Annotated in this window: 21 protein-coding genes and 2 pseudogenes; 13 read left to right on the forward strand and 10 right to left on the reverse strand. The window is 68.0% G+C overall.

Annotation, left to right across the window (positions count from 1 at the left end; genetic code table 11):
* Positions 1-61: 61 nt before the first annotated feature.
* Both MSPGM_RS01800 and MSPGM_RS01805 read left to right on the forward strand, forming a co-directional pair.
* Positions 62-1,303 carry a DUF3829 domain-containing protein gene (locus MSPGM_RS01800; protein ID WP_209688010.1) on the forward strand — a complete coding sequence of 414 codons (1,242 nt, stop codon included), beginning with the start codon at positions 62-64 and terminating at the stop codon, positions 1,301-1,303.
* Between the two features lie 821 nt (positions 1,304-2,124).
* Positions 2,125-3,308 (forward strand): annotated as a pseudogene (locus tag MSPGM_RS01805) (IS3 family transposase).
* 32 nt (positions 3,309-3,340) lie between these two features.
* Here the strand turns inward: MSPGM_RS01805 and MSPGM_RS01810 are convergent.
* The gene (locus MSPGM_RS01810; protein ID WP_043766658.1) at positions 3,341-3,889 is read right to left on the reverse strand and encodes a hypothetical protein; all 549 of its coding nucleotides are present in this window, start codon (positions 3,887-3,889) and stop codon (positions 3,341-3,343) included.
* 606 nt (positions 3,890-4,495) lie between these two features.
* On the opposite strand from MSPGM_RS01810, the gene MSPGM_RS01815 reads away from it, so the two are divergent.
* The 6 genes from MSPGM_RS01815 to MSPGM_RS01840 all read left to right on the forward strand — a co-directional run bounded on the left by MSPGM_RS01815 (position 4,496) and on the right by MSPGM_RS01840 (position 8,307).
* On the forward strand, positions 4,496-5,956 hold the full coding sequence (locus MSPGM_RS01815; protein WP_012752054.1) for a helix-turn-helix transcriptional regulator: 1,461 nt from the start codon (positions 4,496-4,498) through the stop codon (positions 5,954-5,956).
* Positions 5,957-6,051: 95 nt separating this feature from the next.
* Positions 6,052-6,207: a CsbD family protein gene (locus MSPGM_RS01820; RefSeq protein WP_012605517.1), complete on the forward strand. Its 156-nt coding sequence runs from the start codon at positions 6,052-6,054 to the stop codon at positions 6,205-6,207.
* A 58-nt stretch (positions 6,208-6,265) separates the two neighbouring features.
* Positions 6,266-6,607, forward strand: a complete 342-nt coding sequence (locus MSPGM_RS01825) for a CsbD family protein (protein ID WP_012752055.1) — start codon at positions 6,266-6,268, stop codon at positions 6,605-6,607.
* A 43-nt stretch (positions 6,608-6,650) separates the two neighbouring features.
* Complete coding sequence (locus MSPGM_RS01830; protein ID WP_012752056.1) at positions 6,651-7,562, forward strand: hypothetical protein; 912 nt, start codon at positions 6,651-6,653, stop codon at positions 7,560-7,562.
* Between the two features lie 90 nt (positions 7,563-7,652).
* Complete coding sequence (locus MSPGM_RS01835; RefSeq protein ID WP_012752057.1) at positions 7,653-7,856, forward strand: CsbD family protein; 204 nt, start codon at positions 7,653-7,655, stop codon at positions 7,854-7,856.
* 67 nt (positions 7,857-7,923) lie between these two features.
* Positions 7,924-8,307, forward strand: a complete 384-nt coding sequence (locus MSPGM_RS01840; protein WP_012752058.1) for a CsbD family protein — start codon at positions 7,924-7,926, stop codon at positions 8,305-8,307.
* A 220-nt stretch (positions 8,308-8,527) separates the two neighbouring features.
* Here the strand turns inward: MSPGM_RS01840 and MSPGM_RS01845 are convergent, their stop codons facing one another.
* Genes MSPGM_RS01845 through apaG form a run of 3 tightly spaced genes read right to left on the reverse strand, consistent with a single transcriptional unit; the run spans position 8,528 to position 11,023 of the window.
* On the reverse strand, positions 8,528-9,448 hold the full coding sequence (locus MSPGM_RS01845) for a bestrophin family protein (RefSeq protein ID WP_003601776.1): 921 nt from the start codon (positions 9,446-9,448) through the stop codon (positions 8,528-8,530).
* A gap of 10 nt (positions 9,449-9,458) precedes the next feature.
* A complete protein-coding gene (gene argE / locus MSPGM_RS01850) occupies positions 9,459-10,634 on the reverse strand; it encodes an acetylornithine deacetylase (protein WP_003601775.1) in 1,176 nt (391 codons plus the stop codon).
* The gene (gene apaG / locus MSPGM_RS01855; RefSeq protein WP_003601773.1) at positions 10,631-11,023 is read right to left on the reverse strand and encodes a Co2+/Mg2+ efflux protein ApaG; all 393 of its coding nucleotides are present in this window, start codon (positions 11,021-11,023) and stop codon (positions 10,631-10,633) included. The genes argE and apaG overlap by 4 nt, the downstream gene beginning before the upstream one ends.
* Positions 11,024-11,190: 167 nt before the next feature.
* Between apaG and MSPGM_RS01860 the strand changes: the two genes are divergently transcribed.
* Together MSPGM_RS01860 and MSPGM_RS01865 are read left to right on the forward strand one after the other, a co-directional pair.
* Positions 11,191-11,640, forward strand: coding sequence for a hypothetical protein (locus MSPGM_RS01860; RefSeq protein ID WP_003601771.1), 450 nt, complete (start codon positions 11,191-11,193; stop codon positions 11,638-11,640).
* A pseudogene (locus MSPGM_RS01865) lies at positions 11,637-12,754 on the forward strand (2'-deoxycytidine 5'-triphosphate deaminase). The gene MSPGM_RS01860 and the pseudogene MSPGM_RS01865 overlap by 4 nt, the downstream one beginning before the upstream one ends.
* 48 nt (positions 12,755-12,802) lie before the next feature.
* Here the strand turns inward: MSPGM_RS01865 and MSPGM_RS01870 are convergent.
* Together MSPGM_RS01870 and MSPGM_RS01875 are read right to left on the reverse strand one after the other, a co-directional pair.
* Positions 12,803-13,690 (reverse strand): formate/nitrite transporter family protein, encoded by an 888-nt coding sequence (locus MSPGM_RS01870; protein WP_003601768.1) that lies wholly within the window; start codon positions 13,688-13,690, stop codon positions 12,803-12,805.
* A gap of 111 nt (positions 13,691-13,801) precedes the next feature.
* On the reverse strand, positions 13,802-14,539 hold the full coding sequence (locus MSPGM_RS01875) for a competence/damage-inducible protein A (RefSeq protein ID WP_003601766.1): 738 nt from the start codon (positions 14,537-14,539) through the stop codon (positions 13,802-13,804).
* An 83-nt stretch (positions 14,540-14,622) separates the two neighbouring features.
* Between MSPGM_RS01875 and sfsA the strand changes: the two genes are divergently transcribed.
* On the forward strand, positions 14,623-15,369 hold the full coding sequence (gene sfsA / locus MSPGM_RS01880) for a DNA/RNA nuclease SfsA (protein WP_003601764.1): 747 nt from the start codon (positions 14,623-14,625) through the stop codon (positions 15,367-15,369).
* Here sfsA and MSPGM_RS01885 read toward each other — a convergent pair.
* Entirely contained in the window at positions 15,326-16,267 is a 942-nt protein-coding gene (locus tag MSPGM_RS01885) for an FkbM family methyltransferase (RefSeq protein WP_003601762.1), read from the reverse strand. The two genes, sfsA and MSPGM_RS01885, sit on opposite strands and share 44 nt — an antisense overlap.
* A 43-nt stretch (positions 16,268-16,310) precedes the next feature.
* Here MSPGM_RS01885 and MSPGM_RS01890 point away from each other — a divergent pair, with 43 nt between their 5' ends.
* Both MSPGM_RS01890 and MSPGM_RS01895 read left to right on the forward strand, forming a co-directional pair.
* Positions 16,311-17,087, forward strand: coding sequence for an alpha/beta fold hydrolase (locus MSPGM_RS01890; RefSeq protein WP_003601761.1), 777 nt, complete (start codon positions 16,311-16,313; stop codon positions 17,085-17,087).
* Positions 17,088-17,225: 138 nt separating this feature from the next.
* Positions 17,226-17,690, forward strand: a complete 465-nt coding sequence (locus tag MSPGM_RS01895; protein ID WP_003601759.1) for a hypothetical protein — start codon at positions 17,226-17,228, stop codon at positions 17,688-17,690.
* 24 nt (positions 17,691-17,714) lie between these two features.
* Here MSPGM_RS01895 and MSPGM_RS01900 read toward each other — a convergent pair whose 3' ends face one another.
* From MSPGM_RS01900 to MSPGM_RS01910, 3 genes are all read right to left on the reverse strand, one after another.
* Complete coding sequence (locus MSPGM_RS01900; RefSeq protein ID WP_003601757.1) at positions 17,715-18,494, reverse strand: ABC transporter permease; 780 nt, start codon at positions 18,492-18,494, stop codon at positions 17,715-17,717.
* Entirely contained in the window at positions 18,491-19,417 is a 927-nt protein-coding gene (locus tag MSPGM_RS01905; RefSeq protein WP_003601755.1) for an ABC transporter ATP-binding protein, read from the reverse strand. The genes MSPGM_RS01900 and MSPGM_RS01905 overlap by 4 nt, the downstream gene beginning before the upstream one ends.
* Before the next feature lie 215 nt (positions 19,418-19,632).
* Positions 19,633-21,630: a 4Fe-4S binding protein gene (locus MSPGM_RS01910; protein WP_003601753.1), complete on the reverse strand. Its 1,998-nt coding sequence runs from the start codon at positions 21,628-21,630 to the stop codon at positions 19,633-19,635.
* Between the last annotated feature and the right edge of the window lie 17 nt (positions 21,631-21,647).

A 21,647-nucleotide genomic window follows, 5' to 3' on the forward strand; every position in this document is an offset into this window, starting at 1 on the left:
GCCCAGCGCTTCAACCTCTAGGACAAGAATGCGCAGCACAACCTCGACGAGAAAGCCAGGCATGTCTCACCGTTCGGCCTATGCGCTGACCCTCCTGTTCGCGATCTCGGCCACACCCGTGGTGGCGGTTACGCCGGTGACACCGGTGGGCGTCGAGAGCTGTGACGCCTTCTTGGAGGCTTATGCCCAATGCGCGGCCAGCCCCGGCGTACCGGAAGCCGCTCGCCCCGGCATCAACACGATGCGCGAGAGCTTCCGCGACTCGGTCCTGCGCAACGAGGTGGCTCGACCGACCCTGGCCTATCAATGTGCCCAGGCTCACAACGCCGTACGCAAAAGCCTGATCGACGCCTTCAAATGCGATTTTCCCCCCGCGCCCCCGGCCTCTCAGTCTCTGCTGCAGAGCCCACCGCCGTCGCCCGGAGCAGCCCGGGTGGCAGCCCGCTCGGCGTCAGCGCAGACTCCCGACGCTCAGGCTCTGGCGAAGGCCAATGCCTACGCCGAGGCCCAGAACTACCTAGTCCGGTCTCATCCCCTGGAGCAGCAGTTGGCCGACTACCGGCGCGACAACGAGCGGGTTCTCAAGCTCGGAACGAAGCTCGGCGCCAACGCCTGGTACCACTTCGGCATCGTGGATTTCGATGGGGTCATCGACGAGTTGGAGAAGGCTGTCGCCTTATCGGGCGTAGTGCCAGAGGTTGATGCTCAGGCCGCCCGGCTGCTGGCAGCCCTACGTGAGGTCAATCCCAACCTGAAGGCGCTGACGCGGTATCAGACCACGCGGGAGTTCAAGGAGGATGGCTTCAAGTTCGCACGCGAGCAGCACGCGATCCTCGTCCCACGTGTCGAGGCTGTCGCCAAAGCGATGGACGCTTACGGCACGGCCCTGTTCGAGCGCGAGATCGCTCGGGATGAGCGCCGTTTGGTAGCTCTGCCGGACGATGCGCCGGCGCGCCGTCTCCTCGCCACCAGCCTCACGCTACGTCGCGCGGTACGGCAGTTCGAGGCACTGAGACCCAAATCGGATGTCGCCCCCTTCCTGGCCGCACTCGGTGAGGTCTCGAACGCCAACCGTCAGCTTGGTACGACCTTTGATGGCATGAGCCCAAAGGCGAACTCATCCTGCACCGGCTACACCGACACGGTCGCAAGCATGATTGGGCATGGCCGGGATGTAGCCCGGGACATTCGCGCCACGGGTGATCCGAGCCAATCGGCGCAACGCTTCAACGAGACCTACAACCGCTCCGTACGCGATCTAGAGTCTTGCCAAAAGAACGAGAGTCGGGTGCGCCCAAGCTGAGATCGGTGACCAGATCGCTGAAGACACCCTGAGCACGAGTCGCGTTGCGTATTGGCTCATCGTCGTGTGGACACGACATGCCCCGCCAGCCCGTGAGCAGATCGGGCGGCGGGCCTCTCGAAAGCACCGATGCGACCTCTGAGAGTCGCATCCCCGCGTTCATGCAGTAGCTCAAGAAGTATATCCAGACTCGCCTCTGCGTATCTGACTAATCCCATTGAGTAGAGTGGCGAGCTCCGTCTGCAGTGACGTCCTAGTCTTAGCGAATACTGCATTTAGCTCGCTACGAACGGTACCTTCGGTCACGCTGGCTTGAACCGCTGCCTCGGGGATGCCCAGTCCTCGGGCGATGTCGCGGGCGACCCGTGTCTCCGCTGGAGTTAGGTCGAACAGTCCCTGGACGAGCCGAGAACTCGGCAAGCGCTCTGTGTCGGACGTTGTGATGACGACGAGGCAAGCCGTGCGCGCAAAGATGTCCCGTGCTGCACCGCTCACCGGCACCAGATGGACAATCGCTGGCCCACGCCCTGGCTCAGTAGGGATTGGGATTGAGGCACCTGGAGCTGTGTCCGGCGCCAAGCGGGTACGTGCCAGATACGCTTGCACCTGTGCCTGCGCCGTCTGGTGAGTTACGACGAGCCCACTGGGGCCATCTTGGACCAGAGACGGCATCAGAGCCTGGAAGCCGGCATTGCATGCAATCAGGCTGCCATTAAGCGACACCGCAGCTGCAGCGAGGCCGAGAGCTTCAAGGTTGATCCGCCCCCATCGAAGTAGTCCGCCCTGAGGTATGGCCTGCGGGCCAGGACGAGGACGGACAGATGGGAACGAAGCGGCACAAGCCGGAGGATGTGGTCGCCAAGCTGCGGCAGGCGGGCGTGTTGATCGCGCAGGGCCAGAGCGTGGCCGATGTGATCCGCGCCCTCGGTGTGACCGAGGTGACGTACTACCGCTGGCGTAAGGAGTTCGGTGGCCTGAAGACGGATCAGGTCCGGCGGATGAAGGATCTAGAGGTCGAGAACCAGCGGCTGCGCAAAGCAATTGCCGATCTCACGCTCGACAAGTTGATCCTGCAGGAGGCGGCCCGGGGAAGCTTCTGAGCCCCGCGCGCCGCCGTGCCTGTGTCGAGCATATCGTGCAGACGATGAAGGTGTCCGAGCGTCGCGCGTGCCGCGCGCTAGGCCAGCATCGCTCGACACGGCGCGAGCTGCCGCGGGGCAGAGATGACGAGACCGCTCTGACAGCCGATCTCGTCGAGCTGGCGGAGCGGTATGGTCGCTACGGCTATCGGAAGATCAGCGCGTTGCTGAAGGCGGCCGGCTGGCTGGTCAACGACAAGCGGGTTGAGCGGATCTAGCGGCAGGAAGGCCTGAAGGTCCCGGCTCGGCAGCCTAAGCGCGGCCGCATCTGGGACGGGGATGGTTCCTGCCTGCGATTGCGGGCGGAGCACCGCGATCATGTCTGGTCCTACGACTTCGTCGAGGCCCGCACCCATGACGGGCGCAAGTTCCGGATGCTCAACGTGGTCGATGAGTTCACGCGCGAGTGCCTGGCGATCCGCGTCGCACGCAAGCTCAAGGCGGCGGACGTCATCGACGTGCTGTCCGACCTGTTCATCCTGCGCGATGTGCCCGGCTACACCCGCTCGGACAACGGTCCAGAGTTCATCGCCAAGTCGGTACAGGCCTGGATCACCGGCGTCGGCGCGAAGACCGCATACATCGCACCCGTTTCACCATGGGAGAACGGTTACGTTGAAAGCTTCAACGCACGGCTACGGGACGAGTTGTTGAACGGTGAGATCTTTTACACGCTCAAGGAGGCGCAAATTGTGATTGAGACTTGGCGACGACACTACAACGGCGTGCGTCCGCACGCTTCACTCGGCTACCGGTCGCCAGCCCCGGAGGTGTTCGTGCCGGCCCCATCCGCTTGGCCGGCTGCGCTCACCCGACCGGCTCCGCCGGCCAAGCTACCCGTGGAGCAAAGGCCGACCCTGCACTAACTTAGAACTTGGACCACCGCGGGGGCGGCCGATCAGTCCTTGAGGGATCGCTCCTTGATCTTCGTGCTTTTGATGAAGGCGTCGTGACGGAGGGCGATGGGTGTCGCGGTGCCGAGAGCCACGGCCGCGAAGTGTGCCGCCCGCTGTTCCGCATCTTCGCGCGGCACGGCTTCCTCGTGCTGCTCAAGCGACTCTCCGTCGTCGACGTCGACCAGCTGGGTTGCCGCGCCTACGAACTTGATTTCGTAGGCGCGAAGATCAATGGCTTCGAGGAGCTCATAAAGCTCCGGATCGTTTCGTTGGCGAGCATCGGAGACAATCTTCGCCCATTCGATTGCTTCCGCTTGAGTCGAGCGCGGCTGGTCTCCGAGTATCCCCCAGGCTTTGTCTATCCGCGCTCTGAAAGCCTTCACGACGGGCCGTTTCAGCACGTTGGCAGATAACAGAGACTTCGTGCCGAGCGCCTGCTTGAGCCGGTAGCTGAGCAGTGGACGTAGCTTAGCCGGAACGCCCATCGTGACGCGGTAGTAGCCGTCGTGCAGTTCCGGATAGCCGTTCTTCAGATCGGGCTTTCGGGGCATGGCGGCCGCCTCGGAACATCGATTTGTCCCCGATATGCCCCGAAAGTCCAGCGACCGCAGAGACTTGTGCGCAGGAGAACGGGTTGGGCCATTCCTTCGGAAATTCCCTCCGTCTCCGCCACCTGCTTTGCAAACTCGTAAGCCGTTGAGATCACTGAGCTCCGGCGAACGTTAAAGTCAGCTTCCCGACCGACTTTCAGCATATCTGGTCGTGCAGAAGCTTCGGCTCTGCGGCGCGATCGTAACCACCGCCTTGCGGATACGCGGGGTGGTGCGAGGGTATGCTTGCCTAATTTCAAAATGAACGATGATGGCCCCGCCCATCGTCGTGTCGCCCCGTCAAACCGGTGACGATGCTGCCGAGATCGGCCGTGGCCGCGGCACACGGTCAGCACACGCGAACTGCCCTCCCACCTACGCTTCGTCGCCGGTGCTGACGGCTTCACAGTCGCGACACCAGACGTCGGACCGAGCGAGGCGTTCGGTCCCCTGATATCAGCGGCATGATCCCGAATTACTATATCCGTTCCGGAACCGCTTTGCGCGCAATTCGTTTGAGCACGGCTGTCGGCTTGGCAGCTTGGCGCAAGAGGGAGCAACGCGGGCGTGACGGCGGATGTCGACAGGCATGAGCTTCGGCAGATCATCGCCGGCCTAAGCGAGGGCGTGATCCTGGTCGAGCCCGACCAGACCATCGCCTACGCCAACGAGGCTGCGCTTGCCATGCACGGCGTCGAGACCCTCGACGGACTCGGCGCGACCGTCGATGCCTATCGCGAGCGCTTTGCCCTGCGCTACCGCAACAATCGCGCGCCCGAGCATTATCCGATCGAGCGGGTGGTCGCAGGCGAGCGTTTCCACGATGTCGTCGTCGAGGTTCGGCGGCCCGACGCGCCGGACGTCTACTTCGTCCATTCGCTCCGCAGCTTGGTCGCCACCGACCGCGGCGGCGAGCCGAGTTGCCTCGCCCTCATCCTTAAGGACGTGTCGGACCAGTTCGAGGCCGAGGAGCGCTTCGAGAAAACCTTCAACGCAAACCCGGCTCCCGCCATTATCACCCGGCTGCCCGACCTGCGCCACGTCAAGGTAAACGCCGGCTTCCTGGAGATGACGGGATATGTCCGTGATGCCGTCATCGGGCGCAGCGTCTACGAGGTCGATGTGCTGGCCGGCGCCCGCAACCGCGACCTCGCCGTGTCGCGCCTGAACGAGGGCGGCACCATCCCGCAGATGGAAGCCTGCCTCAACCTGCCGGATGGCGGTTCGCGTTTCGTCATCGTCGCGGGCCAGCCCATCGAGATGGGCGAAGAGCCCTGCATGTTGTTCACTTTCGCCGATCTCGAACTGCGCCGGAAGGCCGAGACCGCGCTCCGGCAGAGCGAGGAGCGTTTCGCCACGGCGTTCCGGTTGACCCCGGTGCCGACGCTGCTGGCGCGCCTGGACGGCTTCACGGTGACCAGCATCAACGACGCGTTCACCCGCGTCTTCGGCTACGGCGAGGACAGCGTGGTCGGGCGCTCGCCCTCCGAGACCGGGCTGTGGGTGGCCGATGCAGCCCGCGAGCGGTTCGAGGAGGCGGTCGGGCGCACCGGCTTCGTCCCTGGGCAGGAGGTCTGCCTGCGCCACCAGGACGGGTCGGAACTCGACTGCCTTGCCTCCGCCGAGCGCGTCGAGATCGGCGAAGAAACCTTCGCTCTGCTCGTCCTGCAGGACATCACCGAGCGCAAGCGCGGCGAACGCGAGCTGTTCGAGGCCATCGAGGCGGTGATGGCCGACACCTCATGGTTCAGTCGCGGGCTCATCGAGAAGCTGGCCAACCTGCGCCAGCCCGGCGGCCACGACGGCGATGGAGCTAGCCCGATCCTCACCGTGCGCGAGCGCCAGATCCTGAACCTGATCTGCACCGGCCTCGATGACGACGCCATCGCCAAGCGGCTCAACCTCTCCCGCAACACCGTCCGGAACCACGGTGCCGCACTCTACCGCAAGCTCGGCGTCCACAAACGGGCGGAGGCCGTGATCTGGGGACGCGAGAACGGATTTCCGCTCCACCCCGCCGGTACATAAAAACCGCTCTACTGGTATTTTGATACTATTGATTGGCGCGCGCGAGCGGACATCTCAAGCCGGCCGGGTTTTTCCCAGTCACTCGCGAGGTGCTCATGACCGACCGCGTGAAATCGACGTCCACCACCGAAGCCAAGGGTTCGGTGAAAGAGGCCATCGGCAAGCTGACGGGTGATGCCCGCGTCGAGGCCGAGGGCAAGGCTCAGAAGCGCCAAGTGCAGCCGTCGAAGGCCGCGCCGCGCAGCAAATGACCCGAAGGTCATCCGGCACATCGGTGTGCCGGTCCTTCAAGAACACGAGGAGAATGACATGGTCGATACGGACAGGATCACGGGCGCCGCGAAGGAGTTCGGCGGCAAGGCTCAGGGCGCGGTCGGCGACCTGACCGGCTCGAAGAACGATTCCGTCGAGGGCCGCTTCCGCGAAGCACAAGGCACCGCCGAGAACCTTTACGGCCAGGCCAAGGACGCTGTCCGGCACGCCGCAGACGAGGTCTCCGACTATGCCGAGGACGCCTACGACCGGAGCCGCCGCACCCTGCGCGAGGGGTCCCGCGATGTCGGCGGGTACGTCTCCGAGGCGCCGGGCACCTCGCTTCTCATTGCCGCCGCGGTCGGCTTCGGCCTGGGCCTTCTCGTCAGCCGGCTCTGACACCTCCCTTCTTTCCGACTTCTCTGACCACCGGAGTAACTGCGTGACCACGACTACAAGCCTATCCCCCGTCGCCGCCGGCGACACGCGGGCCGTACTGCTCAACGAGGTGTCCTGGGGCGCCATCTTCGCCGGCGCCGTGACCGCTCTCGTGACCCAGGTCGTCCTGAACCTCGTCGGGGTGGGCGTCGGCTTGGCCTCCGTCGGCACCAATGCCGCCGACAATCCGGACGCCTCAACCTTCTCGCTCGGTGCGGGGCTGTGGTTCGTGGTCTCCGGCATCGTCGCCTCGCTGGCCGGCGGTGTCATCGCCGGTCGCCTCTCCGGCAAGCCGCTGCCCGGCGTGGCCGCCCTGCACGGCCTCGTTGCCTGGGCCGTGACCACGCTGGTGGTTCTGTACCTCATCACCTCGGCCGCGAGCGGCCTCGTCGGCGGCACGCTCGGTACGGTTTCGGGCGCGCTCGGCGGCGCCGGCAACCTCGTCGGCGGCACGGTGCAGACCGCGGCCCAGGCCGCAGCCCCCTCGCTGTCGAAGATCGCCAACCCGCTCGACGGAATCGAGCGGACGGTTCGCGAGCAGTCCGCCGGCCAGGACCCGCAGGCCGCCCGTGATGCGGCTGTCGCAGCGGTTCGTGCCGTCCTGTCGGGCGACCCGGCCCAGAAGGAGCAGGCCAAGAGCCGCGCCGCCGACGCGCTCGCCAAGGCGCAGGGCATCGCGCCCGATCAGGCCAAGGCGCAGATCGACGGCTACGAGAAGCAGTACGAGCAGGCCGTCGCAACGGCCAAGCAGAAGGCTGAAGCGGCCGCCGTCTCCGCCAAGTCCGCCGCCACCCAGGGCGCCTTCTACGCGGCCCTGGCGCTGATCCTCGGCGCCCTCGCCGCCTTCTTCGGCGGACGCCTCGGCGCCCCCAAGCCCACGACGCTCGTCGGCACCTACGACGCCCGCCGCGCCTGATCACCCTTCCCTCGGCTCCCGCCGCCGCAGGCGGGAGCCTCCACGACCGGCGCTGCCGGTGAACCTGACCACCTAAAAAGAGAGCATCCGATGAGCAGCACGACCGACAAGATCAAGGGCCTGGCCAACGAGGCGGCCGGCAACGTCAAGCAGGGCATCGGCAACGTCACCGGCAACGACAAGCTCGTGGCCGAGGGCAAGGCCCAGGAGCTGAAAGGCGAGGCCCAGAAGACGGTCGGCGACGTCAAGGACGGTGCAAAGAACCTCGCCGACAAGGTCAGCGGCAAGCACTGATCCTTGTTCGGGGCCGGCCGGGCCGGCCCCGTCCCTATCCCTTCCCACTCGTCATTCGGAGAGAGCCATGAACCGCGATCAGTTCCGCGGCGCGTCCCGTCACATCAAGGGCCGTGCCCAGACCGCCCTCGGCGGCGTCACGGGTGACCCGGTCCGCCAAGTGCGCGGTGCCGCGAACCAAGTGGCCGGCGGGGCGCAATACGCCTATGGCAGCGCCCGCGACCGCATCGAAGATCTCGCCCGCGACGGCGAACACTTCGCCCATTCCGCACGCGAACGGGCCGACGACCTGCTTCGGGATGGGCGCCGTTATGCCGGCGAAGCCCGCCGCCGCGGCCGGGATTACGGTCGCCGCGCCGTCCGCTACGCCGATGCCAACCGCACCTCGACCCTGCTCGGCATCGCCGCGGCCGCCTTCACGCTGGGCTGGCTCGCGCGTCCGTCGCGCTGACCGCCGCAATTCGGGAGACAACCATGATCCGCAAGCTTCTCACCGCCCTCGTCCTGCCGAGGGTCATCGCCTTCATCAGCCGCCGGCTCACCGGCCGGGCCACGACCCCGACGCGTCACAGGCGCTGAACCTCCGGAACGGCCATCGACGACGACGCGAAACCCTAGTTGGGCCAAGCTCGTCCTCGCCGCGACCTTGGCCGCGCTTCAGGGATGCGCGGCTATCGCAGCATGAACCGGTCGGCCTTCGGTGCCTCGCGGCCGGTCTCGCCCAGCGCATCGAGGATCGCCGCGTCGGCGGTGTGCAGCAGGGTGTCGAGGGGCAGGTCGTTGGCGTCGGTGCCGAACGGCTCTTCCAGCTCGTCGCCGAGCGCGTCGAGGCCGAAGAACGCGTAGGCGACAAGCGCGGCGATGATCGGGGTGGACCAGCCGAGCGAGCCGGCAAGCCCGAAAGGCAGCAGCAGGCAGTAGAGCCAGGCCGTCCGGTAAAGCAGCAGCGTGTAGGCGAAGGGCAGCGGCGTGCCGTGAATGCGCTCGCAGGTCGCCTGGATCGCGGAGAGGCTGGCGATCTTGTGCTCCAGGCTCACGAACAGCACGTCGCTCAGCGCGCCGGCCTTCGCCGCCCCGGCGAGATCCCGCGTCAGTCCCGTCAGCGCCGCGTCGGCTCCGCTCGGGCGCTGCCCGAGGGTCGCAAGCTCCTCCGAGGGCAGCCAGGGGGCGAGCGCCTCGCTTTCGTCGAGTCCGCGCAGGCGGGCATGCAGGGCATGGGCGAAGCCGGCGCCCCGGCGCAGGCAGCGGTGGCGCAGGGCCTCGTGTTCGGGTTCCGGCAGCAGTGCCGGCAGAAGCCGGGCGAGGCCGCGCAACTCGACGATCAGGCTGCCCCAGGCCCGCCGCGCCTCCCACCAGCGATCGTAGCAGGCGCCGTTGCGGAAGCTCAGGAAGATCGAGAGCGCGAGCCCGACCAGGGTGAAGGGACCGATCCCGGCCGTGACCGGGAACCAGGCCGCGTGCCGCTGCTCGATCGCCACCACGAGGAAGGAGAGCGCGGCGATCACGATGACCTGCGGCGCGACCTTCGGCAGGATCGAGCCGCGCATGGCGAACAGGATCGTCAGCAGGCCGGGGCGGGGACGGACGATCATGGCACGGGTCTCAGCCGGCGCAGGCCGCGACCAGCCGGCGCATGAAGGCCTCGCCACGGGCGAGTTCATCGAGGGTGATGAACTCGTCGGGCTGATGCGCCTGATCGATCGAGCCCGGCCCGCACACCACGGTCGGGATGCCGGCCCGCTGGAAGCGTCCGGCCTCGGTCGCGTAGGGCACGGTGATCGTCGCGTTGCGGCCGGCGAGCCGCAGGGCCAGCCGCTCGGCCTCGGAGCCCGGATCGAGCGCGAGCCCCGGCACGGAGACCTCCTCGACCGTCGCGATGTGCCCGAACTCGCCGTAGCGGTTGAGGCGTTCGCGGGTCACGCGCTCGCAGGCGGCAGCAAACAGGGCGGGAATTTCGGCCATGTCGAGGTCGGGCAGGCCGCGGAACTCCCACAGGAAGGTGCAGAGCTTCGGCAGGATGTTGCGGGCGGTGCCGCCCTCGATCACGCCGACATGCACGGTGGTGTTCGGCGGGTCGAACCGGCCGGAGGCGTCGCCGCGGGCGACCATCGCGTCGGCGATGCGGTTCAGTTCGGCGATGAGGTCGGCCGCCGCCATCACCGCGTTGGCGCCGAGCCCGGGCTTGGCCGAATGCGCCGCGTGGCCGTGCACGGTGGTGTTGTAGGTCACGACGCTCTTGTGCGCGTCGGCCACCTGCATCTCCGTCGGCTCACCGACGATCACGGCTCCCGGCCGCGGTAGGTCGGCGCCGAAGCGGGCGATGGTGTCGGCGACGCCGAGGCAGGTGGTCTCCTCGTCGTAGGAAAGCAGGATGTGGATCGGCCGTGTCAGCCCGGCCTCCAGCGCCGCTGGCACCATGGCAAGCGCCAGGGCGTCGAACCCCTTCATGTCGACGGCGCCGCGGCCGTAGGCGCGGCCGTCGGCAACGCGCAGGCGGAACGGATCGGAGGTCCAGGCCTGACCCGTTACCGGCACGACGTCGGTATGGCCCGAGAGCACGACGCCGCCATCCGTCACCGGCCCGAGGGTGGCGAACAGCGCAGCCTTGTCACCCTCCGCGTTCGGCACCCGGAGATGGGGCACGCCCCAGCTGTCGAGATACTCGGCCACGAAGTCGATGAGCGCGAGGTTCGATTTCGAACTCTCGGTGTCGAACGCGACGAGCCGCTCCAGAAGCTCCAGCGGCGTCAGGCGGGTGCCGCCGGCCGGCGTCGTCAATGGACGACGCGGCGCAGATGGGGCGAGTCCAGCGAGAAGGCCGGAATCTCCGCCTCGAAGCTCTCGCCGCCAATCGTGGACATCGTGTAGCTGCCGGCCATCAGGCCGTCGGGCGTGGTGAGCGGACAGCCGCTGGTGTAGCTGAACGACTCGCCCGGCTCGAGAACCGGCTGCTTGCCGACGACGCCCGCGCCGCGCACCTCCTGGCAGGCGCCGCGTCCGTCAATGATCCGCCAGTGGCGCGAGCGGAGCTGCACCTGTTCGCTGCCGTTGTTCACGATCTCGACCGTGTAGGCAAAGAAGTAGCGGCTCTCGCCCGGCGAGGACTCCTCCTCGACGAAACGGGGCTCCACCGTCACCATGATGCCGCGCGTCTCGGCCTTGTACATCGCGTGAAAGCATCTCCGTGGACGGCACGCAGGCCGCATCGCGACATCCGCGACGCGCCGTGGTACGTGGCGCCAGAAACCTCGTCAATCACGGTATCCTACGGTGAGCGGAGGCCGGAGACCACGTGCCGAACGCTTCGCACCGGGGAGAATTCGAGGGAGCCTTGATGGCTACGCGGCCCGACCGACCGCCCTTGGCGGCGGGGCTGGCTCTCGGCTCCGTCCTGACGCTCGCTCTTGCCCTCGCCTTCGCGTGGTGGGACCCGGCTCAGAACCGGTGGCCGGCGCTCGCGCTCGTGATGGCGCTCGGCCTCGATACCGCCGCGCGGATCGCGGCTCGGGCCGTCCGGCAGCGGACGGGCGTGGAGACTGAGATCCGCGGCCTGCCCTCACCGATGCTGGCGCTCGGCAAGGCGATGGGGATCGGTGCGCTTGTGGTGGCGGGCGTATCTTATCTGCGGCCCGATCTGTTTCCGCTGCTCGCAAGCGCGCTCGCCGGTCTCGTGGCGATGGGCGCTTGCGCCCGGCTCGCGCTGGCACGGATGGTCGTCGCCATCGAGGCGGCGGAGCGCGCGGCGGCCGAGGCCAAACGCAAAGGCGAGGGGATGGGACGATGAGCGGAGACGTGCCGGCAGCATCCGGTATCCTGCCGGCGCAGGCCATCACGGCGCTGACGCAAGCCGGGGCGATCCGCCCCGCGACCGCCTACGCCGCCGACCAGATCCAGCCCGCCAGCCTCGACCTGCGGCTCGGCCGCCGCGCCTACCGGGTCCGCACGAGCTTCCTGCCCGGCAGTGGGCGTTCGGTCGCGACCTGCGTCGAGGCCTTCGCGCTGCACGAGATCGACTTGACGCAGGGCGCCGTGCTGGAGACGGGCTGCGTCTACATCGCCGAATTGCAGGAAACCCTGGCGCTCCCCCCGATCTCAGCGCCAGCGCCAACCCGAAAAGCTCGACCGGGCGCATCGACGTGTTCACCCGCGTCATCACCGACCGCGCCAGCGCCTTCGACCAGATCGAGGCAGGCTATGCCGGCCAGCTCTACGCCGAGATCTCACCGCGAACCTTCCCGGTGCGGGTGCGAACCGGCTCGCGCCTGTCGCAGATCCGCTTCCGCCAGGGCGACCCGCGGCTACGGGAGACGGAGCTTGCCGCGCTCCACGCCAGCGACCCGCTGATCGATGCCGCAACCCCCTCGCTTCAGGGCGGCGTGCCGGTTTCGGTCGATCTCGCGGGCTTCGACGGGCTGATCGGCTACCGGGCCAAGCGCCATACCGGTCTGATCGACGTGGATCGGCCGCGGGGTCACCGCACCCGCGACTTCTGGGAGCCGCTGCCGGCGGACGGCAGCCGCACGCTGATCCTCGATCCCGGCCAGTTCTACATCCTGGCCTCGAAGGAGGCGGTGCGGGTGCCGGCCGACTACGCAGCCGAGATGGTGCCGTTCGATCCCCTCGTCGGCGAGTTCCGCGTCCACTATGCCGGCTTCTTCGATCCGGGTTTCGGCCTCAGCGAAGCGGGCGGGGCCGGCGCCCGCGCGGTGCTCGAAGTGCGCTCGCGCGACGTGCCGTTCCTCCTGGAAGACGGCCAGATCGTCGGCCGCCTCGTCTACGAGCGCATGCTGGAGCGGCCCGCGACCCTCTACGGCGCGGGCGCTGGCTCGAACTATCAGGCGCAAGGCCTGAAGCTCTCGAAGCATTTCGCCAGCGAGCCGGAGCTGCCCGCAGCCTGATCGATCCGCCGCGGACTGGGGGCTTCAACCGGCGGCGCCCCTGCCCGCTCAGGCGCCGACGCGATTGTGATCCTCGATCTCGGGCGCCACCTGCCCGAAATTGAGCACCGAGACGAGCGTCACGCCGCCGACGATGTTGCCGAGCAGCGTGGGGACGAAGAACCCGGTGAGGTACTTCGAAAAATCGATCTCGCCGATGGCGACGAGGTAATAGGCATCGACTGAGCCGGCGACGATGTGGGCGAGCCCGCACATCGAGACCAGCCACGTCATCAGGATGATGATGAAGGGCGCCGCCGAGCCCGAGGCCGGCAGGATCCACACCATCAGGGCGATCAGCCAGCCTGCGAAGACCGCCTTGATCACCGTGGTCCAGAACGGGTCCTCGATGGTGTGGCGGCTGATCTCGGCAAAAGCCTCCCGCACCTCAGGCTTGAACGCATCGGTATGAGCCAGCACCGAGGCGATCGCGATCGTCGCCAGGATGTTGGCGACGAGCACGATGCCCCAGAGCCGCACGACCCGCAGCAACGCACCGAAGGTTCTCTCGGTGAGGAGCGGGAGGATCGGCGTGACCGTGTTCTCGGTGAAGAGTTGCTGGCGCCCGAGCACAACGATGAGGAAGCCGATCGAATAGCCCGCGCTGGTGACGAGTTCGGCCCAGGGCGCGTGCGGCAGATGCCCCTTGAGCACGCCCGGCACGATCAGCGAGAAGCCCATGGTGAGCCCGGCGGCGAACCCCGAGAGCGAGAGGGCCAGCCAAGTGCGGCGCATCTCCTCCTCGCCTTCCCGCCGGATGATCTCGTGCAGGATCAGCGCGTCCGGGCGGTGGGCCTTCTCGACCTGGGCGTTGTCCTTCTCGCGGGTATGGGCGCCGTGGGTCTTCGCTTCACCCTCGTCTTCCGGGTCTCCGTGCGTACGGGATTCCTGGGACATGCGGCCCTCGGCGGTCGTCTCGTCGCAGCCCAACGTATGGCAGCGCTTGCGCGCTCCCAGCGCGCAGAGATTTATTTCATGAGATCCGGCTCGCGGCCGGAAGTGGAATGCCTACGGCCGAAGTCCGGCCAGCAAGGCCTCCACGGCCGCCCGCGCGGCCGCCACCGCGTCTGCGTCCCGGCCGCGCACGACGATGCGGTTGCGAAACCCCTCCGGCGTCATCGACGGATAGGAGCCGATCGAGACATCGCCATGTGCGGCGGCGATGTCGGAGAGGCCGCCGGCGAAGTTGCCCTCGGGGATCGCACCCGCCTCGATCGTCTCGGAGATCACCGGCGCGTTGCCCGTCAGCGTCGGGCGAATCTCGTCGAGCATCGCCGCCATGATCTGCGGCACGCCGGCCATGACGAAGACGTTGCCGAGCCGGAAGCCCGGGGCCTTCGACACGGGATTGGCGATCAGGTCGGCCCCGTCGGGGATGCGGGCCATGCGCAGGCGCGCCGCGTTGAGATCCTCCGGCCGGTGCCGCTCCAACAGCATGGCGCGAGCCCGCGGATCGACGTCGATGCCGACGCCGAAGGCCTCCGCCACGCTGTCGGCGGTGATGTCGTCGTGGGTCGGGCCGATGCCGCCGGAGGTGAAGACGTAGGTGTAGCGCGCCCGCAGCGCGTTCACCGCGGCGACGATTTCGTCCTTTACATCCGGCACGATGCGCACCTCGCGCAGGTCCACGCCGATCTCGGTCAGCACCTCGGCGATGGTGCCGATGTTCTTGTCCTTGGTGCGGCCCGAAAGGATCTCGTCGCCGATGACGAGGATGGCGGCGGTGACGTCTGAACTCTGGGGCATGCGGCCTCGGGGGCGATGATCGGGGTGGAAGCTAGGGCGCGGATGCGCGAAAGCGAAAGCCCCTCGTTCCGCCCCGGCTCGCGATGCGTTTCCCTACCTCCCTGATCGAAGGGCGCCTCGTGCGGCGCTACAAGCGCTTCCTCGCCGATGTGCGGCTTCCCGACGGGACGATGGTGACGGCGCATTGCGCCAACCCCGGCGCGATGCTGGGGCTCAACACGGACGGGTTTCGGGTGCTGCTCTCGCCCTCGACCAATCCGGCGCGCAAACTCGGATTCTCATGGGAGCTGGTGGAGGCGGAGCTGCCCGGCGGGCCGCAATGGGTCGGCATCAACACGGCCCGGCCCAATGCCCTCGTCGCCGAGGCGTTTCGCGAGAACAAGCTCGCGCCGCTGATCGGCTACGAGACGCTCCGGCCGGAGGTCGCCTACGGTAAGGCGAGCCGGGTCGATTTCCTGGCCAGCGGCGGCGGCCGGCCGCCCTGCCATGTCGAGGTGAAGAACTGCCACCTCATGCGCCAGGCAGGCCTCGCGGAGTTTCCCGATTGCAAGGCCGCCCGCTCGGCCCGCCACATGGAGGAGTTGGCCGGCGTCGTCACTGCGGGCGGAAGGGCGATGCTGATCGTGGTGATCCAGATGCGGGCAGGCGCCTTCGACGTCGCCCGCGACATCGACCCGGTCTTCGATCGCGCGCTCCGCATGGCGCTGGAAGTGGGCGTTGAGGCCTACGCCTATACCTGCGCGGTCGGGCCGGAGGGCGTCGCCATCGACACGCCCGTCCCGATCCTCACGCCGGGCGCGACGGTTCAACCCGCTCGAACATCAGGTTGAGCCGCGTGCGAGCGATCTGGCGGTAGCCGTACTTGTTGAGCAGGTTCGGCAGGTCGATCTGCCACTGGTCGGCGCCGTTCTCGATGACAAGCACCGACGGGAGCAGGGAGGCCGGCGCATCGCGCAGGAACGGCTCCAGAATCAGATCCTCGGCGCCCTCGACATCGAGCTTGATCGCGTCGATGCGCTCGATCCCTTCCGACCGGCACAGCTCCACCAGCGTCACCGCCGGCACGCGCACCGTCGCGTTCTTGTGGGTGCCGACGATCTTCACGCTCGATTCGCCACGGTTGCGCGGATCGATGAACAGGGTCAGCTCGCCCGACTTGTCGGCCACCGCGCAGGCGATGGCCTTCACCGTGCCGAACGGGTTCTGGCCGATGTTGAAGGTCAGCCGGTCGAACACGTCGGGCTGCGGCTCCACCGCGAGGATGCGCGCGCGCCGGCCGGTGAAGCCCGCAACGAACAGGGCGTAGGCGCCGATATTGGCGCCGATATCGAGGAACACCGCATCGTCACGCAGGCGCTCCTTGAGGAAGGCCCGCTCCTGCGGATCGAAGAACTGCGGGGTGAACAGCACCTTCTTCTCGCAGTTGTTGTTGTAGGGATGCAGCCGCATCCGCGCGCCGTAGCGCTCGACGTCGAGCGGCCGGCCGCGCATCATCGAGATGGCGAGGCGGCGCAGGAACATCGCCATCCGCCGCGCACGCCAGGAATGCTCGGGGAGCTTCTGGGTGCGCTCCGCGATCCGCGCAACGAGGCCGGTGGGGGCGTAGGTGCCGTAGGGCGAGGTGTCCGTCATCGTGCCGGGGTGATGCCAGCCCGGCGCAGCCGCGGCAAGTCGGGTGCCATCGAGCGCGACGCGCCAAACGCCGTCCGTTGTCGCACGAAGCACCATCGCCGCCTTTGACAACGGCGCGCCGGCACCCGAAGACATCGGGATGCAGAGCTTCGACTCCGACGGCGTGCAGATCGCCTATATCGACGTACCGCCCAAGGAAGGTGCCTCCGGCGGCAGCGGCGATCCGATCCTCCTGATCCACGGCTTCGCCTCGAACCACGCGGTGAACTGGGTCAATACGCTCTGGGTCCGCACCCTGACCGAGGCCGGCTACCGGGTCATCGCCCACGACAACCGCGGCCACGGGCAGAGCGAGAAGCTCTACGATCCCGCATCCTACACCTCCGACCAGATGGCCGGCGACGCGGTGCGGCTGCTGCGCCATCTCGGCATCGAGCGGGCAGACGTGATGGGCTATTCCATGGGCGCACGCATCGCCGCGCATATGGCGCTCGATTACCCGGCGGAGGTCCGCTCGCTGCTGATCGGCGGGCTCGGCTTCAACCTTGTGGACGGGCGCGGCCTGCCGCAGGGCATCGCCGAGGCGCTGGAAGCGCCCGCCGGCGCGCCCGCACCGAACCCGACGGCCGCCTCCTTCCGCACCTTCGCCGAGCAGACCAAGAGCGACCTGCGGGCGCTGGCCGCCTGCATCCGCGCCTCGCGCCAAACCCTGTCGCGGGCCGAACTCTCGGCGATCGAGACGCCGACCCTGGTCTCGGTCGGCACGCTCGATACGGTGGCGGGCTCGGGCCCGGAATTGGCAAAGCTGCTGCCGAACGCCCGCGCCCTCGATCTGCCGAACCGCGACCACTCGACGGCGGTCGGCGACCGGCTGCACCGCAAGGGCGTGCTGGAATTCCTGGAGCAGCGTCCGTAGCGGCACGCCTCACGAGGCAGAGCCTGTCCCGCCGGCTCCCGAGCCAATCCGAACGGCCTATTGGTGGTAGATCGTTTGACGGACTGCGCCCGGAGCCCGATCCGCCCCTAAGCTGTGGCCATTCTTCGGGAATGGGTCATGCCGGGTCGGACTTCGCAGACAGCCGCGGACGGCGTTCTTCGCTCGGTGGTGGCGGATGCGCTCGCCAGCGCGCTCATCGTCCTGGCGATCCTGTTGCTGGTGTTCGGCGGCACCGCCCTGGCGCGGCCGAAACTCACCTATGCCGCCGGCAAGGTCGTCGGCTTGAGCAACCTCTCGACCGATGAAGGCTGCCTTCCGGCCAATCTGGCGGGCCGGGTCGTGAAGCGGGCGTTCGGCCGCGACGGGCTCTCTCTCGGGTCGGTCATCGTCGAGGAGAAAACCGGCCAGCGGAGCTTCATCAACGTCGAGGACGGCTATCGCAATCTCGACGTCGCCACCAACGGCGCGGTCAAGCACTCCCTCGAAACCATGCTGAGCGTGGGCAAGAGCGTTTCGCTCCGTGTCCTCGGATGCGGGGCGGCGGCACGGACGCTGACCCTCGACGCCGTGCGCCCGCTCTGAACGGATCGCCACCCCTGTCCGAATTCAGCTCTTCAGCCGGTACCCCGTGCGGAAGATGTAGGTCACGAGCCCGAGGCACAGGGCGAGGAACGCCAGCGTCGCGGCGATGCTGACCCCGACCGCCACATCGCCCTTGCCGAAAAAGGCCCAGCGGAAGCCGCTGACGAGGTATACGACCGGGTTGAACAAGGTCACCGCACGCCAGAACGGGGGCAGCATGTCGATGGAGTAGAAGCTGCCGCCGAGGAATGTCAGCGGCGTGACGATGAGGAGCGGCACCAGTTGCAGCTTCTCGAACCCGTCCGCCCACAGGCCGATCACGAAGCCGAACAGGCTGAAGGTCAGCGCCGTGAGCAGCAGGAAGAACACCATCCAGAACGGGTGCTCGATGTGCAGCGGCACGAACAGCGAGGCCGTGCCGAGGATGATGAGGCCGATGATGATCGACTTCGTGGCCGCCGCGCCGACATAGCCGAGCACCACCTCGAACGGCGAGATCGGCGCCGAGAGCAGCTCGTAGATCGTGCCGGCAAAGCGCGGGAAATAGATGCCGAAGGCGGCGTTCGAGACGCTCTGCGTCAGCAGCGAGAGCATGATCAGCCCCGGCACGATGAAGGCGCCGTAGGGAACCCCATCGACCGTCTGCATTCGCGAGCCGATGGCGGCGCCGAACACCACGAAATAGAGCGAGGTGGAGATCACCGGCGCGACGATGCTCTGCAGGGCGGTGCGCCAGAACCGGGCCATCTCGAAACGGTAGATGGCGAGGACCGCCGGGACGTTCAGCATGGATACGCCCATCATGCGCGCTCGCGGACGAGATCGACGAAGATGTCTTCGAGCGAACTCTGGCTGGTATCGAGATCGGTAAAGGCGATGCCGGCATCCGCCAGCTCGCGGAGCAGGCCGGTGATGCCGGTGCGCTCGCGCCGCGTGTCGTAGGTGTAGACGAGGCTGCGCCCGTCCTCGCCGAGGTGGAGGTCGTGGCGGGCGAGGTTCTCGGGCAGGGTCGTGACCGGCGCGCGCAGGTGCAGGATGAGCTGCTTCTTGCCGAGCTTGCGCATCAGCTCGACCTTGTCCTCGACGAGGATGATCTCGCCCTTGCGGATCACGCCCACCCGGTCGGCCATCTCCTCGGCCTCCTCGATGTAGTGGGTGGTGAGGATCACCGTGACGCCCTGCTCGCGCAGGCGGCGCACGAGGCGCCACATATCCTGGCGCAGCTCCACGTCGACGCCCGCCGTCGGCTCGTCGAGGAACAGCACCTGCGGCTCGTGGGCGAGCGCCTTGGCGATGAGGACTCGGCGCTTCATGCCGCCGGAGAGCTGCATGATGCGGCTCTCGCGCTTGTCGTAGAGGGAGAGATCCTTGAGCACCCGCTCGATATGCGCGGGATTCTTAGGCAGACCGAACAGGCCGCGGCTGAAGCTCACCGTGTCCCACACCTTCTCGAAGGCGTCGGTGGTGAGTTCCTGCGGCACCAGCCCGATCATCCGGCGCGCGGCGCGGTACTCGCTGAGGATGTCGTGGCCGCCGACACGGATCTCGCCCGTGCTCGGCGTGACGATGCCGCAGACGACGTTGATGAGGGTCGATTTACCGGCGCCGTTGGGCCCCAGCAGCGCGAAGATCTCGCCTTTGGCGATGTCGAGGTTCACGTCGCGCAGGGCGTGAAGCCCCGAGGCGTAGACCTTCGACAGGTTCGCGATCGAGACGATCGGTGGCATCGGGGCTCGGGGCTGACGAATGGGCGGCGCGCTATAGCACGGCGATCGGGGCCGCGAACCCCGCGATCGCCGGTTACATTTCCCGCCGTTTCCCCGCCCCTGACGCGCGAACCGCGGAACCAGCCAGCACTCCAGGGTTTGACCGATTGTTCTCCTGCGACAAAAGACCCCCTATCCGACCTGCCCTCGATGCGATGGCGGGTCGTTTTTTATGCTCATCCCGGCAGCCGGCCGGCGGCCTCGCGCTCGCGCAGGTAGTCCTCGGTGGTGCGCGTCTTGGCCGGCGGCACGGCGTGCGGGTCGAAACCTTGGGTCAGCGCCGCCTCGACGCGACAATCGTCGCACATCATCAGCGAGCGGATGCGCTGCTCACCGGCCTCCCCTGAGAACATCCAGTGGCGCTCGCGCAACTTGCCGATCACCCGCTCGATGGTGGCGCGGGTGCCGAACGGCTTGGCGCAGGTAATGCAGCAGAACGGCTCCTCCTCCTTCACGATCCGGCGGGGCTCGCCCCAAGCCTCGAAGTCGATCTGCGGCTTCAGGCTGATCACATCCTCCGGGCAGGTGGCCGCGCACAGGCCGCACTGCACGCACAGGCTCTCCTCGAAGGCCAAGAGCGGCCGGTCAGTGCTGTCCGACAGCGCGTGGGTCGGGCAGGCGCCGACGCAGGAGAGGCAGAGCGTGCAGTCCTCCGTGCGAAACTGGAGCCCGCCGAACGGCGCCCCGGCCGCCAGCGGCACCGCGGCCACCGGCGTCGGGGCCGCAGCGTGCATCTCGCGGAAGGCGAGGCGCAGCATCTCGCGCTTGCCGCCGACGGGCACGAAGCCGGCCGGCGCCGTGGTCGCCCGGCCGGGAACGTCCGAGCGGAGCGCCGCACCGAGCGCATCGGGGTCGTCGGTCTCGATCAGCGCGACGGTCGGCGCCTCCGTGCCGGCGCCGTAGCCGAGGGCGTCGGCAAGCGTCCGGCCCAGCGCGACGGTGCGGTGCAGACTGTCGAGGTCGTGCTTCGGGCGCTCACGCACGAGCACCCGCGCCCCGGCCGCACCGTAGGCGAACAGCGCGGCCAGAACCTCGGGACCGAACTGCGTCACCTCGTTGACCCGCACCGGCAGGACGTGGGCCGGGAGGCCCTCGCCGTAGCGGCCGAGTGCGTCGATCAGCGGCTCGCCATGGTCGCCGTCGTGGAACAGCACCACCGCGTCCGCACCGCCGGCTGCCCGGTAGGCGCGCATCAGGCTGCGCAGGCGGCGCATCAGCGCGTCGGCCGGCGGCAGGGCGTAGTTGGCCGCCCCCGTGGGGCAGACGGCGGCGCAACTGCCGCAGCCGGCGCAGACATAGGGGTCGATCGCCACCGTATCGCCGGCCGGCGCGATGGCCCCGGTCGGGCAGACGTCGAGGCAGCGGGTGCAGCCGGTGATGCGCGAGCGGGAATGGGCGCAGAGCTCGCCGCGGAAATCGATGAAGCGCGTCTTGTCGAACTCGCCGACGAGATGGGACGCCGCCATCACCGCGCGCTCGACCGCTGCCGGGTCGCGCGGGTCGGCGCGCAGGTAGCCGCTGCGCAGTTCGTGCGCGGGGAAGAGCGGGGTGCCGCCGGTGAGGTCGAGGATCAGGTCGCAGGTCGACACCGCCCCGTCGCGCCCCGCACCGAACACGAGGTGGGTGCGCGAGGACGGCGCCGGCAGGGCGTAGTCGTCGATGCGCAGGTCGAACGCGCCGAGATGGCCGGTCGCGCCGCGCACCGTGCCGCGGATCACTGGGAACTCGTTGCGGTGGAGCGGCGCGACCTCGCCCGGCCGGCTGAGCAGCACGGTGACGTCGAGATGCTCGGCCAAGCGCCGCCCGGCCTCGATGGCGATCTCGTCGCGCCCGTAGATCAGGGTGACGCCGCGGCTCTCGAGCGGCACCGTGCCGGCGACGGGGACCGCCTCCGCGGCCGCAGCCAGCAACGCCGCCATCTTCGGACCGGCCCGTTCGGCCTGCGACGACCATCCGGCGGTCTCGCGGATCTTGGCGAAGGTGACGCGCTCCTCCGCCTCCATCTCGGCGGCGATCTCTTCAAAGAGCGGCGCCTGGAGCGTGCAGGAGACCGTGACGGGCGAGCCCGTCGCGAGAGCCTCGCGGTAACGGTCGAGTTCTCGACCGCATAGCTGGTCGGCGGTGCGCACGCGGGTGACGCAGCCCTTTTCCAGGGCCGCGACATCGAGCGGCATCGTCTTCTCGCAGGAAC

The organism is Methylorubrum sp. GM97, assembly GCF_024347855.1.
GTDB lineage: Bacteria > Pseudomonadota > Alphaproteobacteria > Rhizobiales > Beijerinckiaceae > Methylobacterium > Methylobacterium extorquens.

Coding starts and splice junctions, on each gene's coding strand:
- MSPGM_RS01835 (WP_012752057.1), top strand. CDS start 7,653: ATGAGCAGCACGACCGACAAGATCAAGGGCCTGGCCAACGAGGCGGCC.
- MSPGM_RS01825 (WP_012752055.1), top strand. CDS start 6,266: ATGGTCGATACGGACAGGATCACGGGCGCCGCGAAGGAGTTCGGCGGC.
- apaG (WP_003601773.1), bottom strand. CDS start 11,023: ATGTACAAGGCCGAGACGCGCGGCATCATGGTGACGGTGGAGCCCCGT.
- MSPGM_RS01860 (WP_003601771.1), top strand. CDS start 11,191: ATGGCTACGCGGCCCGACCGACCGCCCTTGGCGGCGGGGCTGGCTCTC.
- MSPGM_RS01885 (WP_003601762.1), bottom strand. CDS start 16,267: ATGGTGCTTCGTGCGACAACGGACGGCGTTTGGCGCGTCGCGCTCGAT.
- MSPGM_RS01845 (WP_003601776.1), bottom strand. CDS start 9,448: ATGATCGTCCGTCCCCGCCCCGGCCTGCTGACGATCCTGTTCGCCATG.
- MSPGM_RS01875 (WP_003601766.1), bottom strand. CDS start 14,539: ATGCCCCAGAGTTCAGACGTCACCGCCGCCATCCTCGTCATCGGCGAC.
- MSPGM_RS01910 (WP_003601753.1), bottom strand. CDS start 21,630: ATGCCGCTCGATGTCGCGGCCCTGGAAAAGGGCTGCGTCACCCGCGTG.
- MSPGM_RS01840 (WP_012752058.1), top strand. CDS start 7,924: ATGAACCGCGATCAGTTCCGCGGCGCGTCCCGTCACATCAAGGGCCGT.
- MSPGM_RS01900 (WP_003601757.1), bottom strand. CDS start 18,494: ATGATGGGCGTATCCATGCTGAACGTCCCGGCGGTCCTCGCCATCTAC.
- MSPGM_RS01820 (WP_012605517.1), top strand. CDS start 6,052: ATGACCGACCGCGTGAAATCGACGTCCACCACCGAAGCCAAGGGTTCG.
- MSPGM_RS01870 (WP_003601768.1), bottom strand. CDS start 13,690: ATGTCCCAGGAATCCCGTACGCACGGAGACCCGGAAGACGAGGGTGAA.
- MSPGM_RS01895 (WP_003601759.1), top strand. CDS start 17,226: ATGCCGGGTCGGACTTCGCAGACAGCCGCGGACGGCGTTCTTCGCTCG.
- MSPGM_RS01890 (WP_003601761.1), top strand. CDS start 16,311: ATGCAGAGCTTCGACTCCGACGGCGTGCAGATCGCCTATATCGACGTA.
- MSPGM_RS01810 (WP_043766658.1), bottom strand. CDS start 3,889: ATGCCCCGAAAGCCCGATCTGAAGAACGGCTATCCGGAACTGCACGAC.
- MSPGM_RS01905 (WP_003601755.1), bottom strand. CDS start 19,417: ATGCCACCGATCGTCTCGATCGCGAACCTGTCGAAGGTCTACGCCTCG.
- sfsA (WP_003601764.1), top strand. CDS start 14,623: ATGCGTTTCCCTACCTCCCTGATCGAAGGGCGCCTCGTGCGGCGCTAC.
- MSPGM_RS01800 (WP_209688010.1), top strand. CDS start 62: ATGTCTCACCGTTCGGCCTATGCGCTGACCCTCCTGTTCGCGATCTCG.